Source organism: Pseudomonas sp. Marseille-Q5117 (assembly GCF_946901175.1).
In the GTDB taxonomy this organism is placed as follows: domain Bacteria; phylum Pseudomonadota; class Gammaproteobacteria; order Pseudomonadales; family Pseudomonadaceae; genus Aquipseudomonas; species Aquipseudomonas iranensis.
Genome location: NZ_CAMPPP010000007.1, coordinates 189,672 through 206,365, shown reverse-complemented (window position 1 = coordinate 206,365; position 16,694 = coordinate 189,672). Strand labels below are relative to the sequence as shown.

The window sequence follows — 16,694 nt, the reverse complement described above, 5'->3', positions numbered from 1 at the left end:
GGATAGATCTGCAGCTAGATTGTAAGTGACAAAAATATAGAATCTGGGAGGCAATCCTTGCATGGGCAGTGCCCAAGAAAAGAGTTGGACGGCTGCCTATGTGAGGTCGTTAGCCATCATCAAGCGCAAGAAACGGGTTGTTTGGTGGTATCGATTCTAAAAGTGATGTCGGCTCCGCAATCAGATATCCCTTCAAAGTTGTTTTCTTCCTGGGACCTTGCACTTTGCACGCCCAGATGTTCAAACCATCAGCGCGCTTTCGGTGGACCTTCAGCTTCTCAAATTGCTTCTGCACCCAGCGCCATTCTTCGATCTCTTGACAGGTGCCCTGAGACACACCAGGAAACTCCTGCGCATAGCGTTGAAAGAGGCCAGGGGTCACGAGAAATACAGTGCCGTCCACCGTGTGAACCTTCGCCTTGCTGTCATTGATGACCAGCTTGTGGCTCAAGATGCTTTCTTTGACCCAATTCAGAAATGCCTGACCTGGGCCATCCAGCGAGGTATTTGAGATTTCGAGAGTGCTTGCTGACGATTCGTCGCTGACCTCAGGCTCTTCCAGCTCGAACATATCCAATAGCGTGCCGAGATAGTCAGCGTCTTCCATCGCCATGGGATCTTTCAGCGAAGAGCTTTGACGCGATCCTGTACTAACAGCCTCTGACGCTGCTGGTGATGCCGGAGCGTCAGTCGGATGGTCATCGACTGTCACGCTCACCGTCCCGCTGAAAGCTTCGGGACGTTCTTCGTTCCTCCAGATCAACGCCGGCTGAAGGCGCAGAAAGGTAAAGCTCTGCTCCCAGTCTCCCTGCGTCACCAGCGCGGTCCAGATGGCTTTGCCTTCCGGGGTGGACTCGGCCAGCCCATGCGACTGGAGTTCATCGAACACCGCGATGTTTGATGAGGGAATACCCTCGATCGACTGCGACAGCAGATAGGCTCGCAGTTTGTCCGTGACCGTCTTGCTGACCAGCCACAGCGCGTCTTGGGTCAACCAACCCGCGGCGCCCGGCTGGTTGAGTTTCAGCTCGTGCTGAACCAGATGACGCAGTCCGCTGACCAAATGGTGTTGCAACGAATGAACCGGTGCTTGCAGCGCCTTGCTAGGGTTACCTCCGATATTCTGCGCGGTGGAGACACGGTCGGCCTGAATGACCAACTCACCGAGCACGCCGGCACGTTCGTACTGGCCGGCCAGGACATACAGCAAGCTGCCCCAGAGCGACGGAAAGCCACTGAGCCAATCGAGGATCGGGCGGTCGAGAATCTGGGTGTAGAGCAAACCTGCGGCGGCGCCGTGCAGGTGGTAGTCGCGACCTTTGAGGTAGCGAAAACGGTAGGGCTGATCCAGCGGGCCCTGCCAAGGATGCCAAACACGGCCATCCTGGCGTTCGACCTGCAGGTCCACGGCGATCTTGCCGATGTCATGCAGCAGGGCGCCATAAGCAATACCCGCCGACCAGGCATCGGTCTGGGCGGCTTGGTCTTCGGGCGCGGCGCCGGTGGGAAGCAGATACGACTGACGCAGTTTCAAACTGCAAGCGACCAGCTCCAGTCCATGGTCGAGCATGCCGCCAAGATAAGCATGGTGGTGCGTCTCGCTGGCCGGGAGTTGCTGGACCTGTTCGGCGTAGCGATGGATCGGATTTAAATAGAGCTGGATGAACTGCGCGTGGGAGAGGGCGGTGTACTGCCAGATGCGATCGAGCAACTGGCGGCGGTGTTCCGCGGCTAACAAGCTGTGGGCCGACTCGATAGCTAGGTAACCTTCGGTGACGCTCACGGTCGGTGGCGGAGGGGGCTTCTGCCTTTTGTGGCGAAACAAACCGAGCATCGTGACCTCCGGGAAATAGCTGGGTCAGTGGCCTTTTAGCCTTTTCGGGTAGGGCTCTTACCCTTGGTCCCCATTCCCTTCCAACCCTTACCCATCCTTTTGGCTCGTGTCCCTTTGTGCGGCAATTGGGATATTGATACTGCTAGACATCGTTTTGTTAGGGTGCTGGTACGAGAAAGAAAAGAGTCGGTACACTGCGGTGCATATTTTTTGGGTCTTGCCATGAACCTCACTGACGCTACGCTCGTGCTGCTGCTCGCGGCACGTATCCATGGGACCGACGAAGCCGTCAGGGCCTCGGCGAAGAGCGTGGTCAAGAAGTTGCCGCGCAGTAAGCGCGATCTGATCTACAAGGTGATCGACAGCCGGAGTCCGCTCGAGCTGGTGGATTTTCTGGCGCAGAACCTGGATGCGGAATGACAGGCTGGGGGTGTGTGCCCATCTCTGATTCTTTGCATCAGTGCCCCGCGGCATGGGGATTTTTCTGGGCGCAGAAAAAAGGGCCCGACTCGCGTTGGGCCCTGTGATGCGATTGCAGCGGTGAGGTAACCATCAAACTCCATCGTTCATGTATCGTGAGTCATCCATTGCCATCTGCTTCAGTTGCTGCTCCAGGTTGAGTACATACTCCGAGGCGCTTCGGGCCTGACCACTGGCGCGAAAGATCGCGCGTTTGTCAGCCTTGAGCAGGCCGAGCCAGGAGTCGATGTAGCCCTCGTGCCGCAGCTCCCCCTGTATACCGGCGTAGGCACATAAAAAAGCAGCGCCCATCTCGGCGATCAACTCCTCAAACGCATAGCCTGGCGAGCCGAACGGACAGGCTGACGTCACGCCTTCGCGCTGTAACCGAGAGTGATGCCCGGTCCAGTGCGTCAGCTCATGAAGTGCCGTGGCGTAGTACCCGCCTTCATCGTGAAATTGTTCTTTTGTCGGCAGTTGGATGAGATCCCTGATCGGGTGGTAAAAGGCTTCGTCGGCAGGCCGATGAACGATGCGTGCACCTGAACTTAACAGCAGATTTTCCGCGGCGCTGTTGGGCTGGAAGGGATCACTCTGTTCCGTCTCGAGCAGGGTGTCATTGAGCATTTCGAGCCCCTCCGTTTGCTCGATGTTGAACAGAAAATGCGTCCTGAGAACACCGAAGTGAGCGACCTTGGGCTGACCGTTTTCATCGAGTACGGGTTGGCCTGACTCCGTCTGTTCCTCGCGCTCCATCGGCTTGTAGAGCACAGCCAGAGTGCTGTGCTCGCCCTTACGGATGTGCCCACCGGCCTTTTTAGCTTGGTTGAAGGTCAGCCAACGATCTTGAGTGAATCCCTGCAACCTGGCCTCGGCCCAGAGCAGCGGTAAATTGATGCCCGAATACGGACGTCGCGTGATGGCATTGATGGGGTAGGGTTGATGACCGATGTAAGCTGAGCCACCTGAGGACCAGGGTTTGATCCAGGGAGCAACGCCTTGGTCTAACGCGGTAACAATCTTGCCAGTTACGTCTTGGTAGATATCGCGCATGGCAATTTCCTCGAAAGAAAAACGAAGGAACGCCTTGCCCGCCGGGGGAGGGTTCCCCGGTGGGGTGATGGGCTGGATTGATGCAGGTCTTGCATGCCGTCCGAATGTGGAGGTGGGCGCCGCCAATTGCGCTTAGCGCTGGTGTTCTCCTGCAAGCGCTATCAGTAAGGCGCCAGGTTGACCCGGTTCTTGGAGTAGGTTGAGACTCAATTGCAGCAACGAATCGTGGTCTAAGTAATCGGTTGGTTCAATGTGGACTACCTCGAACAGCACATAGAGCTTTTGTGGATTGGCGAGGTGGGCTTCGAAGGCTGCGCGCAATACGTGGCTCAACCGATCGATCTGCAGCTTCCCAGCGTGATCGGAACACTCGAGCTGTACTGCGCGTTGCCATGCGCCAGGTGTGAACACGATGGGCAACCGAAGGGTGTTCAGTGCTTCCGGTGTAAGTGAGTCGGGCATGGTATGTCTCCGTTGAAAACGCGAAGAAACCTGTCCCGTGCGGGAAAAGATTTCCCCGCAGTGGGTTGAAGAAAATTAAGAGGGTTTTCCTGACGAGCAGAGCTCGAAAGGCGCTCAGGAGAGCAGTAGGCGTTCATCACCGTAGAAACGGTCACCGTGCGAGCTACCGAACGCTAATCGCACTTGGGGAGAGCCATCATCGAAGTGACGTAGCCTTGAAGGTTCTGGCTACCTGGGCGGGGTGCTGTCGATAACAGCGATCCGTACCTTGTATTTAGCCGGACGATTTGTATGGGTCAATGACTGTAGAGACGCTGTTTCACGGGGCTTGTCTTCTGTCTTCCAGCGAAGATTTTTCGGCTGGGCAAACTGATAAACGGTCAGGCACGGACCGTTTTCAGTAGTAGGCTGTTACTCCTGTCTCAACCATGAAAACGCTCAGAAGAGGGCGAGACCATGCCGACTCAGAACCCTGTTCAGAATTCGCGTGCCCACCGCTGGGCATATACCTGTGGCATGTCGATAAAGCGCGGGTATCGCAAGTTGAAAGCGTTTGAGTCCCGCGTGGCTGAGCGTGCGGTGACGGCAGGAATGCCCGCAGGTAAATTACTTGTTCGCGGGAGCTTTCTGATTGCCAAACTGGCAATGATCGGAGGGCTGCTCTTTATCGGTTTCTGGCTGGTCGCTTCTGTTGTGCTAGTGATCGCTGTGATTGCCCTTCTGCAGTCCAAGGCTGTCATCGACACGGATTTTGAAGAGGACAATCCAGGTCCTGACTACCTTGGGGCTAACTCCTATCTTAGCAACTACGATGACAATGGCCATTACATAGGTCATTTCAAATCATCTGATGACGTCAGGTAAGCTTCTTCGTAGCACCCATCAACTGATCCGTTCCTTTGCCCGCTGCACCATGCGCGGCTTTGCTTGCACCACCTAACATCCCCTCAAGGCTGTTGCCGATTGAGTAGCCAGCCCAGCTCATGGCGACCAAAAACAGTCCAGGCAGCACCAAGAACATCGCCCCCATCACATACTCGATCACCTGCGCGGTGACAGTCCCATCCATAAACCCGGATGTGGGCAGCGATAACAGTACTTGATTGGACGCCGAAACCTGGTTGTACAAGGTATCGAGCATGCTGGAGTCGACCCAACGAGCCAGTTCCCACCAGAAGCTCAGCATGTGTAAGGTGAACAGCGCGAACGTCACGGTCATGACGGTCTTCAGCTGATAGGTACTGACCAACAGAATCAGCGGCAAGCTGATGATGACGCCGATGATCAGGAAGGCCTGCACCATGGGCAGGGCAGCTCGTAGCGCATTCATCGCCGGGAAGTTGCTGAAGGAGCCGAGGGCCAACCCGGTGTTGGTGGCGAGGTTATTGAGCCCCTGATTGATCGAGCCGCCGCGGGCGCTGGAGCCATAGTCCTGGTACACCGCTCCGGGCGACATGGACATCGATTGCTGGCGCGGGCTGACCAGCTCGCGCAGGGTGGCATCCTTGATCTCGTTGCTCGAACGACCAGTCAACCAACCTTTCAGCTGAGTCAGCAGCGAGGGATCGACCTGCTGGATCAAGCGCTCGCGCAAGCCAACACCGCTATCACTCCACCACTGCTTGCAGGTGGGGTAGCCCGCGCCATTCTCCAGCCGCGGTAGGGAAACATCGCGGCTTTCGTCATAGGGCCAGCTGACTCGTGGTGTGCGTGACCGATCCGTATCGTAGTAGCCGGGCGTGTCGAGCAAATAGCTTGAGCCGATCCAGGACGCGTCATGACTTTGTGCCTTGTCCAACTGCGGGCGATTGGTGAACAGCCGGGAACGGGAATAGCCATAGCAATCGCGGGTGAAGTCGGCGACTTCCTGCAGCAGGACCTGGCTGTTGATACGCGAGCTGTCGATCTCCATGCGCATCTGCCGAATATCCGGTGCGCAAGGGATGGAGGCGGTGGCCGCCGCGGTTACCCCTTTGCTCAAGGCATGCACGAGAAACCACCAGATCGGCACGTTAGCGGAGCGTTCGCCGATGGTATTGAAGGTCGTCCCCCAGGCGGTTTCCGCCGGCTTGGCCATACTCACGCCGCAGCGCTGGCTCGCCACATCATCGAACGCTATTGACGTGAGGCTCAACGGAAAGACCGGCGCGCAGCCGAACAACACGACGATGTAGGCCAGCCACAGCCGGTTCTCGATTCGCGGTACCGACAATAGTCCCTTGTTGCCTTCATCTGCGCCTTGCTGACGGGCAGACAACCATTCTTGCAGGATGATTGCACCAAAGGGCGCGGCGAACAGTCCGGTGTCGGACAGGACGCTCCAGAGGCCGTTGTTGATGATCCAGGCCAGCAGGGAGAGGTAAAACTCCAGGTAGCTGTTGGTGCTCATGAGCATGGTGGTGACCTCACAGTCGGGTGAGCTCGACGCAGGTAAAGAGCACGAGCCCTAATGTCCCGATGCGTTTCACGCGCAGTCGATCCTGGGGTCGATGTCGGTAGCACCGAAGCAGACCCCACCAGAGCGCAAAGAGGGCGCCGTAGAGCAGGGCACGCCACCATCGCAGATAGGGTCGTACGGATTCGAATGCCTGCTGCCAGGCGTCGAAACTACCCAGCACAGCGCGGCCGATCCAGGCGACCAGTGCGGCGCTCAGGATCATCACCGCGGCAATCCCCAGACTCGAAAGCAAAGTGAACAGCCGTGAACGTTTCATGGCTTACTTTCGTCCGGCGTCAGCATCATTGAGTCGACCGGGCTCGGGGTCGCCTTGCTCGACTGTACGCGAAGCATCGGCACCACCGGCATGCCGATCGAGCACCAGGCTGGCGGTGTTGGTGGCCAGCATCTGCCGGACCTGCAGTTCGGTCTGCAGCAGGCGTATTTCGCGCTCCAGAGCGTCGATGTTTTTCGTCAAGGCGGTTTGGGCCGGCTCGGCGGAGGCGATGTTCGGTTCGTGACTGCCCGCCAGCAGGGTGCGCAGTAGCAGCAACGCTTTGTCGAGCACGCTGGACAAGGCTGTCTCACTGGCCAGGCGGCGTGCCAACAGATCCTGGTCGGGATCGTCGCGCAGGGCTTCAATCACGCCACGGGTCACCGGCAGCATCGGGCTGGAGGCTTTCGCCAGGTTGTCAGGGGTAGGCCGCAGTGAGCCCGACAGCAGCCCTTGCAGGGCCTTGAGGCGTTCGCTGTAGGCCTCCTGAATCAGCGGCGTCAGTCCGCTGCCAGCGGTCGCACGCAGGGTTTCGCAGCTGTCGCAAGTTGCGACTTCGCTCTCGCCCAACACCCGAACGGCCCATTCGGATTCCTCCTGGGGCGAAGCCCAAGTCTGGCAAATAGCCCCGCCCAGACAATCACTGCTGCTGATCGAGGCACTGTCGTCCACCGACCGGTTATGCAGCAGGTTATAGCCCGCGCGCACCACGTCGGCGGTCACCCGAATGGGCGTCTGCCCATTCCCACCAGCCTTCGAGCCGCCGACCCAGGACACGCCATTGTTGCCGTTGCGGGCCTCTGTGTTTTTCACCGCCGCCACCGCATCGCCACCGGTTTGCTCCAGATTGCCCTGCATTTCCTGGTTCTTGGCCAGCGCGCCCCAGCCGGCTTGACCGACCTTGTCCGCCATCTTCTCGGCCATGGCCTGGCAGGTCAGCTTGGAGCGGTCGAAGTCGATGCGACCCTGCATCACCCCGTTACTGAGCAACTCATAGAGACCGGGATTGGCGCGCTGGATGATCAACGCCGGCAGCGACATCACCGCCTGGGTTGCGTTCTGCACGATGTTGCCCATGATCTGCTGGAAACCTTCAGTGGCGCCGTTCAGCTGGTTTTGCAGGGTGTTGGTGAGACTCATGTTTCCGCACATCATGTTCGCTCGCCAAGATCCGCCGACACCGAGACCGCTGGGTCGGTAAAGCGAGCTCGGTGAGCCGACTGCCGAACCGCCTCCAATGGTGTACATCACTCGGTCATCGAGCACTTCGCCTTGAGTGCCCAGGCGGTAATCGCCTTCGGCGGCGTGGGCATGTGTGGCCATGGCGAGCAGTCCGTAGAGCACCAGACTCATAGTGGTCAACCAGGGTTGTGCGAGAAGCCTATTCATGCAGCACCGCCTTCGAAGTCGATGCTGAACAGGAAGGTCTGCCCCTCGCGTTTGCAGCAGCTATAAGGACGCCACAACGACCAGGCATAGCCGCCATCCGCGCTCTGGACCGGACCGCTGGGGAAGATGGCGCACGTAGGCTGCACCTGAGGGTAGAGCAATTGCCATTTGTGGGTCGACGCGTCGTTTTCAACGATCGGGCCTGGCGGCCAGTAGCCGTCGCGTTTGGCGGGCGTGAGGGGTACGTACACATGCGGCTGCCAGTTGCGAGTAATCACATCGCCGGCCCGTTGCGCCATGACGGCGGCCGCCTTGAAGTCGTCGGGCTGTACCAGAAAGCCCTGCCGGGGATAAACGTTGCCCCACATGTTTCCCGAAGCCTGACGACCAATTTCACGGATTCCCGGCATGAGCGACTCGGGGTAAAGACTTTCTGGGATGCCATGGCGCCAGGCCAGTGAGTCCAGGGTACTCAGGTAGTAGGGCATGAACGCAATAGCGCCGCTGGCGCAGGCATAGCCGGATTGCGAAGCCAATTGCGTGGCAGCCCAACCTCCGGGGTGGCCGATGCCATCAACATTCTTGAAGCGGGGCAGGTTGTCGCGCTGGGTGTTCGGCGTGATCAGGTTGCCGCCACCTCCCGCACCACTGATGGGAGAGGAGAGGGTAGCCATCTCGGCCCAAGGGTTATTGCCGGTGGTGGCGTAGCTTGAGACCACCAGTTCAGGAATGAAATGACGAACCTTGGTCGAGGTCTTGACTGTGCAGCCGAAGGGCGTGCAGAGGAGCCAGAAACAAATGCCGACGACCCTGTAGGCGAGGCAATTTGGCGAAAGCACGGAGGACGTGATGCTGGCGGTGTCCAGCGCCACGCTTGGGCCGCACGCCAGCAGGATGCTCAGCGCCAGGGGCCGTAGCTTTGTGGGCGAGATTGACGAGCAGGCAACAGGCATGATCCAGGCTCTCGGTGTATGGCCTGGGCAGGTTCGATTACGGACTGAAGACTGTCAGTGGAAATTATGAAGGCGGATCTATCGGATTTGTGAACCGTGAGACTATTATTTGACGTGAAGGGCGCTGCGCAGAGTATCGGGTTCTGCAAGTAGCTGATCTGTGGTGATTTCGAGAATATTGGCGAGCTTGCACAGGACCAACAGCGACGGATTGCCCGTGCATCGTTCGATTTGACTGACGTACGTGCGATCCACCTCGGCCATGAGCGCGAGCTGCTCTTGGGTGAGGTTTTTCACGCGTCGCATCAAGCGGATGTTTTCCGCCAGCTGCAGACGAAGCTGTTCGTAGTCTTGAGTCATGCGCGCAAGTTGCGCCTTGAGGGACTCTCAATCCACGGGATATAGTCTACATTGGCATTGACCTAGGCCATTTGATGCTCATGCCTGTTATCGAGCGTTCATTTGGCTTCGTTAAGCTTTTCGAAGCTGGGCCCAACGTCTAACAATAAATCAAAAATCTAGGGTGTGTATGGACGAAAACTACATTTCAATTCCTGCGGCGGATGGTTGCCCAAGTCTTCTGACACCTTGGGGCAACGAGTTTGCCTCGATGATCGAGCGTGGCGTGCAATGTGCTCAGGCTTGGCTTGATACGCCCGGCGAGATTCCCCTGTGGTGGGAGCTGGCGCAAACCCGCAAGACCTTTCCTGTCGGTGACTGCCAGGATGCCTTCGAAGCCGGATTCCTGTTGAGGATTCAGCAGCGGCTAAGCAGTGTGTCACCCAGCCCAAATCAAAGCTGAGAAAAACGACGTTTAAGACGCGTTCATACTCATGGCTTGAACGGCTCCCGGAGTTCAGCAAGCGTTTCGGCTGCTGAAGCCCCAATACCAGCGCTCTCGCAGAGTTGGTATTGGGTAATCGCCACCAGCCTCTAGTTAACCGCGTCTTTCAGCGACTTACCGGCTTTGAAACTAGGCGTCTTCGCGGCTGCGATCTTGATGGTGGCCCCAGTTTGAGGGTTACGGCCGTCACGCGCTGCACGCGCTTTCACCGCAAATGTACCAAAACCAACCAAGATGACGTTCTCACCGCTTTGCAACGCAGTGGATATGATGGTTGTGAGGGCTTCCAGCGCGCGTCCGGCAGTGGACTTCGGGAGGTCGGCGGAGCTCGCTATGGCCTCGACGAGATCGTTTTTATTCATGTATGACTCCTTGTGCTGGCTGAATGGTGACGAGTAATCTACTCAGATAGTTCGGGCATATCCAGCACAAAGCCGCTCTCTCCAGCCCTGTGTAGATGTAACGCTATTTGGGCTTCAAATCGATACTTACGTCCCGATTCCACGGGCCTGGTCAATGCGCTCAGCCACCTGAAAAGCCGCTTCCAACTCCGAGCAGCCGTTTTCCTGCATTAGTGTCCAGCGCTCGGCTTTTTCCTCGGGCTCCGTCATGGCCAGGGCGAGATAAAGACTCGGCGGCACGGCCCGAAACAACGTTTCGAGCTTCTTCGATAGCACGACCCCTCAGTGTATTTACTCGGCTCCTTACTGGCGGAGAGCAGCAAGGCTTTCTGTGCCGGCGTGAGCTTCTTGAAGCGAGCAATCTCTTCGATTTCCGCGGGCGGCATGTTCAAGCAAATCCACCATTCGATCATGTTGAGCATGGTCTGCGCGGCAGTGGGAAAGTCGGCAAGGTTTTGCGTCGCCAGCCAGAACCACGCGCCGAGCTTGCGCCACATCTTCGTCCCCTTGACCACGAATGGCGCCAGTAGCGGGTTTTTGGTGATGATATGGCCCTCGTCGGTGACCATGATGATCGGCCGCCCCAAATACTGGTCGCGTTCGGCGAGGTTGTTCACGGTGTTCATCAGGCTGATGTAGCTGATGGACAACTGTGCCTCGTAGCCTTCGCGAGCGTAAGTGGCCAAGTCGACAATGGTCACATCGCTCTCGGGCCAAGGCGTGCCCTCGCGATCAAACAACTCACCCTCGAAACCCTGGCAAAACAGGTCGATGGACTCGCCCATTTCCTGGGCACGCTCGCGACGCTTCTCCGGCAAGTGCGGGTCAGCGGCGACGCGTAATAAAGCGTCGCGCACGTCGCGGGTCAGTACCTGGCGACCCGCCGCGACACACGTCTGCGCCGCATCGAGGATGCACTCGCGGATCAGGCTGCGGTCGGCTCGACTCAGGCGGGCTTCTTCCTTGGCCTCGCCGCCGGTGATCATTAGGCGAGCGGTGATTTCCAATTCGCCGAGAACATCGCGTTGGTCTTCGCGACTGGCTACCGCCTCATCGTCCAGCTCATCGATCGACAGACTCGCCACCTGATCCGGCTGCTCGACCAGGCGCCAGGCATCGGCAAAGGGGGCGAGACTGACCGAGGCACCAGGTTTCAATTGGACCTTATTGACCGACAGACCTTGTGTCGCGAAGTAATCGCCCTGCAAGCCAAATGAATTGCCGGCCTCGACGATAAACAGGCGAGGGCGGTACACGGCCATGACCTGCATCAGTAGGGTAACCAGAGTGGCCGACTTGCCGGCGCCGGTGGGGCCGAACAACAGCAGATGACCATTCATGGCTCGGTCCAGGCGTGATAACGGATCAAAACTCAACGGCGAACCACCACGATTGAACAGGGTGATACCTGGGTGGCCGGTGCCGGTGCTGCGGCCCCACACCGGAACCAGGTTCGCCAGGTGCTGGGCAAACATCAGGCGGGTGTACCAGTTGCGCGCGTCGCAGGCCGGGTTGTACGCCATCGGCAACCAGCGCAGGTAGCTGTTGCAGGCGGCGACCTCGTCGCCTTCACGTACTGGTTGCAGCCCTGCACCCAGCAACGCGCTGGCCAGGCTGACAGAGCGCTGGTGCAACTGCTGTTCATCGTTACCGCGCAGGTAGAACGCCAGGGTTCCGCGGTACAGCTTGTGCTGGCGGCCGATGATCGCGCGAGCCACTTCGACATCTTGGCGGGTCTGGGTCGAGGCCAGGTTTTCACCGATGGCTTTGCGCGCCAAGCGGTTCAACTGCTCTTCGAGCACATCCTGCGGTTTGACCACCAGGGTCAGGCTCATCACCGTACCTTCGGGGAACTGGTCGAACAGCGTATTCACCGCGTCGCCCTTGCGGGGTTCTCCGGTGAGTTGACCAATCAAGGGCGCCCGCCGCAGCTTGTCCACCACCATGACCCGATGGGGTTGACCATCGAAAAACCAGAATCCGTGCTGCACATCCGAACGCGGTTCGTTGAAGAACAGCCGCTCGGCGAAGTCATGATCGAAGGGCAGTTCCAGCGACTCGCCATCGCCTGGCTCCGGATAGGCCACGCGGCGGTAGAACTCCTCAGGTGCTTCATCGGTGAGCCTGGGTGTCGGATTGAACCAGGGCACTAACCAGGCATACAGACCTCGGCCATCGACTCGCGTCGATTGCACCGCGCATGCCTGCAACGAAGCACCGATACGTTCGCAAGCCTGTTGCAGGGATTGCACCGGGCTGAGTCCCGTCTCCTCAGCGCCAGACCCGAGCCAACGATAGACCACCAGGCGCACCCGGCGGTTGTTGCCACGCCAGGGCAGGCGCGTCACCACCTTATCCTCAAACAGCCCACCCGGCTTGGCGATGGCCTGCAGATGACGGCGGCTGAGCTGCAAATACGCCTCGGTGAAGACAGTGCCTCGCGCGCTGTCCTGAATATAGCCAGTGAGCCGATTGAGGTAGGGGGAGAAGTCGTTGTCATCCTGGCAGAAAAACTGCGCCACCCACGGCGCTTGGTCCAGCTCGTCAAAGCTGTCCTGCAGGGCATCCTCTAGGGCATCGCGGGCGGTCATCAACCAATCGGGTTCGCGCCCTTCAGTACCAATGGGCAGCAACTCGAACACGGCACCCACCGAGCGGTTGTCATCCAGCAGAAAACACTGCTCGGTGTCGAGGTATTCGACCCACGGTAGGTGATCGGTGAAGCTGGGGTTATGCGCATAGAGTGCGGCTTCATCGGCCAAGGTGGCGCGAGGGCGCAATGGATGGCGCCAGGCTTTCCATGCAGAAGTGCGGTTGCCCGCATCGCCGGCACGCACTACAAGTCTTCCTGACGTTCACCCGGCAACGCGTACTGCACCCGTTGGTAGAACGGAAAGACGGTCGAGTAACCCGGGACCGGCGCCTGCTCGGTACCACTCAAATGCGGATACACGTACAGCACCAGATCGGGATTGGGCAGGCGAGGGAACAGGTTGCGGATCTCGTTCGCCGCGGTGCGCGTATACGGCTCCTGGAGAGACGCGGAGACATCTGCTGGAGCCAGCGGGCGGCGTAGCTGCTGCCGAACCTCCAGCAGTTGCTGCTGAGTGCCTTGCGAACCGGCGCCGTTCCAGATGTCCAGCATGGTTTGCTCGCCATGAGGCAGAAGCGTGTCCTTGTCGGTAGAACACCCTGCCAGGCCCCAGCAGAACACGCTAATCCAGATCAGGCAGGGAGGCAGGGTCTTTTTCATGGCGAACGCTCCGGCCCTTGGGCTCGTAGTCGATGGTGATCTCCTGGTCGAGGTGAAGGGCGACTTGGGCGGCCGGTGGCACGTACACGGCAGCAAAGGCTTCGCCATAGAGTTTGTTGACCCACTCACGGATGTCGCTGACCCCGCCACTGAGAATTGAATTCAGCGCGCTGTTGCCCGTGCTGCTGGTGACACCGAGCGTACTGCCACCCGAACTGATCACGCTGCTGTTGTTCTGCTCATCCCCGAGCAAAGCGGCAACACCGGCGCCGGCGGCAGTGATCAGGCTCTGGCTGCCGAGGTACTGTTGGGCGTTCGAGCGGCGCTCGCCGGCAATGCAAGGAATGCCATACGGATCGGACAGGTAACCGAGTCCACCACGGATCTTGTCGGTGTTCGAGCTCTGGGTGGTGGAGGCATTGCGGCTGGCTACCGCCTTCGGCTGAGGCACCGTGCGGATGGTGCCATCGGTAAACACAAAGGTGATTGACTCGACCTGTCCGCGTACGCAGGACAGGGTCCAGTCACCGGACGCCGTGCCGCTCATCACGGCCCCCGCGACGTCCGGCAGGTCGATGCCGTTGGCGGTCAGGTTCTCCGGACCGACCAGCACCTTGAAGGGATAGGGGTCATTCACGGTGCCGTCCACCGGGACTCGGCCGATCAGCGCGGTCATGGCGACCGAGCCCATCAGCGTGGCGTTTTCGGGAATGGTGTAGACCGGCTTCGCGTCTTCGGTACGATCAACGGATCGCGTCAGGTCGCGCTCACCCTTGGTAACTGCACGTAGCTGTTTCTGGCTGCGATCAATCGCGTTGTCTTTCAAGCCTTCCAGAGAGTTGAAAGCGGTAGGCAGGCTCAGTGCGGAGGAAGTCGTGGTTTTGCCTCTGGCGTCGGTGGACGGAGCATCCGAGGGTTCAATCCACTGCAGCGCATCATTGGTAGAGTGTCGCCCTTCGAACTGAGCGCCGTCGCCGGGCTCAAGCCCCAATCCGATCGGCATGTCCTTGCCTTTGCCAGCCAGCCCCGACAATTGCTCCTGCAATTGCGTCAGCAGGCCGCGAGCCTGACGACTGTCTTGTTCCGCTTTGAGCCGGGCCTCGTTGGCGTGGCGGCGGCCTTCGTCGACCTGCTGGGTCACACTGCCCAGCGCGGTCTGGATACGCGAATCGACACTGTTTTCCCGCTCGCGCAGGCGGTTGTTTTCCGTCTGCAGCGAATCGTTGTGTTTCTTCAAACCGAGCATGTCGCTGCGCATGGCCTTCACCTGGCCGACCAGGGTGGCGACCGTGTCGCGTGGGGTATCGCCCGCAATGCCGAGCGACTTGGCCTGCTCGGCGGATAATTGAATATTGCCCTGATCAACCGGGTGCTCTGGAGAAGGCGTGCTGCCACCCGGGACCCAGGTTTTCAGGATGATCAGCACCACGCCCAGCAGCGCAGCCGGTACCAGCCATTTGAGCAAGGCGTTAGCTTTCATCGTCAGCACCTCGCGCAACGGGCGGGAGCAGCACCGCTTGTTCGAGGCCGGCACCGCGAGTGACGAGGTAGGCGATCGTAGTGTCTTCGGCACTGCCGACCGGCCCGAGGAAAGCATGCTGGAAGGCCGCGGCGAACAGCTTGGCCTGAAGCCGGCGCGGATCGAGTTGCACCGTCGCTGTACCACGGTTGCGCAACTTCACCGCCGTCACCCAGTAATTACCGAGTCGCCAGGCGGCGACGGGGGTGCTGGACACGTTTTCGCTCGGCAGCAAGGTCGGCAGTTCGCTGCGCAGCTTGAGTGGTGCGCGGCTTACGCCGGGTAGGGATTCTACGGTGCGCAGCGACGCGTACAGGCTCTGTGCGGCATAGCGGGTCAACGCGACCGGGATCGGTGTACGTTGTGGAACAGGGACGGTGCTCGATTCAGCCTCGGCAGCCTGCACCGGAGCATTCTTTAGAATACGCACGGGCTCCAGCGGTTGATCGCCGGGCGTGGCCGCGATATCCAGGAGGATGATCTCGCCCGTCGTGACTGATTGCAATTGCAGGCGGGTCGGGGCAATGGCTTTTGATGCTAGCAGGTACAACGTGCCGCCGGTTGACTGCACGCGCAGCTTGTCCGTCAGGGTTGAGGGCACGCCGACGCGAACATCCTCATCGACAAAGATCACCCGCTCCTGATTGATCACCAGTGGAACCGCCAGGGGGAGGCGTTCCCAGTGCATCAACTCGACGGCCTGCGCTGCAGCTCCCCATAACATCAGTGCGACGGTGAGTCCCAGGGTCGACATCCGCTTCATGGCTCACCTCCAGGCAGGGAGATTTTTTGCGGAGTGCCCTGGTAGCAGTCCAGCGCTAGCCCCCACTTGTTGCGCTCGGGATCCAGGTCAAAACGCACCACGCGCAATGGATAGCGCACCACCACCCGTTTCACCGGTTCAGCGGCGTAATATTCATCGGCGTTGAGGTCGAGCTTGACCAGCCAGCTGTCACGGTCGAGTTGCTTGACCCGGAGTTCAGGATGCTCGCTGTAGCCTCGGCCCAGAATTTCGTAGACGCCACGCACCCGCTGGCGCAACTCGCCGGCGGCCTTGCGGTACTCATAATCACCGTCGAGGAAGGCCTTGCAGGCGGGTGTCAGGTAGGACTGCAAGCCATAGATGGCGCGACGATAATCCTTCTCGCCATCCGAGGGCCAGCGGTTGAGCTGGCCAAAGATGTACAGGGCAAAGGCATAGACATTCTCTGGGGGGACATCCCACCACTTGCGCGTGCTGCCCGAGCGCAGATCCGGGGGGACATGCACCGTCAGATCGGTCGGTGCCGAGCGCCAGCCATACCAAAGTCCGGCACAGACCAGGGCCAGAATCACTACCGCCAGACGCAGGCTGAAGATATGCGCCCGTTGGGCATCGACCTTGTTCCGAAATCGGCTCATGGCTGCCACCGGGACAGGGCTGGGCGCAGTCGACGCGAACGGCGAACCGTCCAGGCACCGGAGTGCAGGATCAAACTTCCGCGACCCAAGCGCCAACGGCTAGCCAGTACCCATTCGAGCTTGCGGTACAGCCAGGTCTCGGGGCGAGCCCGTTTGGCCCGGCGCAGGAGCGTGCCACCGGCCAATAACACCAGCGCCATGCCGGCGATCATGCCGGTCGGCGCTACGGCAATGGAAGCGGTGGCAATCGCTAGAGGAACGCCCAGCAGCAGGCCAATGACGGCGCCGGCGCCGAGTGCTACCCACATCTCATCATTGGTCAACCCGCGCAATACGGCGGGATCACGATTGAGTCGCTCTGGAAGAAAGACCAAGGTGCCGTCGGCCAGGCGTTCGATAGTGTCGTTCATGCCGA

17 protein-coding genes and 1 pseudogene are annotated in these 16,694 nt (G+C 59.5%); 3 read left to right on the top strand and 15 right to left on the bottom strand.

Features of this window, described 5'->3' with window-relative positions:
• Positions 1-109: 109 nt before the first annotated feature.
• The gene (mobH, locus tag OC605_RS13990) at positions 110-1,834 is read right to left on the bottom strand and encodes a MobH family relaxase (RefSeq protein ID WP_262137782.1); all 1,725 of its coding nucleotides are present in this window, start codon (positions 1,832-1,834) and stop codon (positions 110-112) included.
• 222 nt (positions 1,835-2,056) lie between these two features.
• Here mobH and OC605_RS13985 point away from each other — a divergent pair, with 222 nt between their 5' ends.
• Complete coding sequence (locus OC605_RS13985) at positions 2,057-2,254, top strand: hypothetical protein (RefSeq protein ID WP_007901093.1); 198 nt, start codon at positions 2,057-2,059, stop codon at positions 2,252-2,254.
• Positions 2,255-2,386: 132 nt separating this feature from the next.
• Here the strand turns inward: OC605_RS13985 and OC605_RS13980 are convergent, their stop codons facing one another.
• Both OC605_RS13980 and OC605_RS13975 read right to left on the bottom strand, forming a co-directional pair.
• Positions 2,387-3,346, bottom strand: coding sequence for an ArdC family protein (locus tag OC605_RS13980; protein ID WP_262137781.1), 960 nt, complete (start codon positions 3,344-3,346; stop codon positions 2,387-2,389).
• 132 nt (positions 3,347-3,478) lie between these two features.
• On the bottom strand, positions 3,479-3,808 hold the full coding sequence (locus OC605_RS13975) for a hypothetical protein (RefSeq protein ID WP_262137780.1): 330 nt from the start codon (positions 3,806-3,808) through the stop codon (positions 3,479-3,481).
• Between the two features lie 456 nt (positions 3,809-4,264).
• On the opposite strand from OC605_RS13975, the gene OC605_RS13970 reads away from it, so the two are divergent.
• The gene (locus tag OC605_RS13970; RefSeq protein WP_262137778.1) at positions 4,265-4,672 is read left to right on the top strand and encodes a DUF3742 family protein; all 408 of its coding nucleotides are present in this window, start codon (positions 4,265-4,267) and stop codon (positions 4,670-4,672) included.
• On the opposite strand, the gene OC605_RS13965 is transcribed toward OC605_RS13970, so the two are convergent.
• The 5 genes from OC605_RS13965 to OC605_RS13945 form a co-directional block, all read right to left on the bottom strand.
• Positions 4,665-6,203 (bottom strand): conjugal transfer protein TraG N-terminal domain-containing protein, encoded by a 1,539-nt coding sequence (locus OC605_RS13965; RefSeq protein WP_262137776.1) that lies wholly within the window; start codon positions 6,201-6,203, stop codon positions 4,665-4,667. The genes OC605_RS13970 and OC605_RS13965 overlap by 8 nt on opposite strands.
• Positions 6,204-6,213: 10 nt before the next feature.
• Positions 6,214-6,522, bottom strand: a complete 309-nt coding sequence (locus OC605_RS13960; protein ID WP_262137774.1) for a hypothetical protein — start codon at positions 6,520-6,522, stop codon at positions 6,214-6,216.
• Positions 6,523-6,525: 3 nt separating this feature from the next.
• A complete protein-coding gene (locus OC605_RS13955; RefSeq protein WP_262137773.1) occupies positions 6,526-7,908 on the bottom strand; it encodes an integrating conjugative element protein in 1,383 nt (460 codons plus the stop codon).
• Entirely contained in the window at positions 7,905-8,861 is a 957-nt protein-coding gene (locus OC605_RS13950) for a TIGR03756 family integrating conjugative element protein (protein ID WP_262137771.1), read from the bottom strand. The genes OC605_RS13955 and OC605_RS13950 overlap by 4 nt, the downstream gene beginning before the upstream one ends.
• A 105-nt stretch (positions 8,862-8,966) precedes the next feature.
• Complete coding sequence (locus tag OC605_RS13945) at positions 8,967-9,221, bottom strand: helix-turn-helix domain-containing protein (protein WP_069551348.1); 255 nt, start codon at positions 9,219-9,221, stop codon at positions 8,967-8,969.
• Positions 9,222-9,390: 169 nt separating this feature from the next.
• On the opposite strand from OC605_RS13945, the gene OC605_RS13940 reads away from it, so the two are divergent.
• Complete coding sequence (locus OC605_RS13940; RefSeq protein ID WP_154845263.1) at positions 9,391-9,663, top strand: LasR-specific antiactivator QslA; 273 nt, start codon at positions 9,391-9,393, stop codon at positions 9,661-9,663.
• 131 nt (positions 9,664-9,794) lie between these two features.
• On the opposite strand, the gene OC605_RS13935 is transcribed toward OC605_RS13940, so the two are convergent.
• From OC605_RS13935 to OC605_RS13905, 7 genes and pseudogenes are all read right to left on the bottom strand, one after another.
• Positions 9,795-10,067: an HU family DNA-binding protein gene (locus OC605_RS13935; protein ID WP_262137769.1), complete on the bottom strand. Its 273-nt coding sequence runs from the start codon at positions 10,065-10,067 to the stop codon at positions 9,795-9,797.
• A gap of 126 nt (positions 10,068-10,193) precedes the next feature.
• Positions 10,194-12,943: pseudogene (locus tag OC605_RS13930) on the bottom strand (conjugative transfer ATPase).
• Positions 12,943-13,359: a TIGR03751 family conjugal transfer lipoprotein gene (locus tag OC605_RS13925; RefSeq protein WP_262137768.1), complete on the bottom strand. Its 417-nt coding sequence runs from the start codon at positions 13,357-13,359 to the stop codon at positions 12,943-12,945. The pseudogene OC605_RS13930 and the gene OC605_RS13925 overlap by 1 nt, the downstream one beginning before the upstream one ends.
• Entirely contained in the window at positions 13,322-14,839 is a 1,518-nt protein-coding gene (locus tag OC605_RS13920; protein WP_262137766.1) for a TIGR03752 family integrating conjugative element protein, read from the bottom strand. The genes OC605_RS13925 and OC605_RS13920 overlap by 38 nt, the downstream gene beginning before the upstream one ends.
• The gene (locus tag OC605_RS13915; RefSeq protein WP_262137765.1) at positions 14,829-15,641 is read right to left on the bottom strand and encodes a TIGR03749 family integrating conjugative element protein; all 813 of its coding nucleotides are present in this window, start codon (positions 15,639-15,641) and stop codon (positions 14,829-14,831) included. Before OC605_RS13915 ends, OC605_RS13920 begins: the two co-directional genes overlap by 11 nt.
• Positions 15,638-16,279 carry a PFL_4703 family integrating conjugative element protein gene (locus OC605_RS13910; RefSeq protein WP_262137764.1) on the bottom strand — a complete coding sequence of 214 codons (642 nt, stop codon included), beginning with the start codon at positions 16,277-16,279 and terminating at the stop codon, positions 15,638-15,640. The genes OC605_RS13915 and OC605_RS13910 overlap by 4 nt, the downstream gene beginning before the upstream one ends.
• Positions 16,276-16,689 carry a TIGR03750 family conjugal transfer protein gene (locus OC605_RS13905; protein ID WP_262137763.1) on the bottom strand — a complete coding sequence of 138 codons (414 nt, stop codon included), beginning with the start codon at positions 16,687-16,689 and terminating at the stop codon, positions 16,276-16,278. Before OC605_RS13905 ends, OC605_RS13910 begins: the two co-directional genes overlap by 4 nt.
• Positions 16,690-16,694 lie beyond the last annotated feature (5 nt).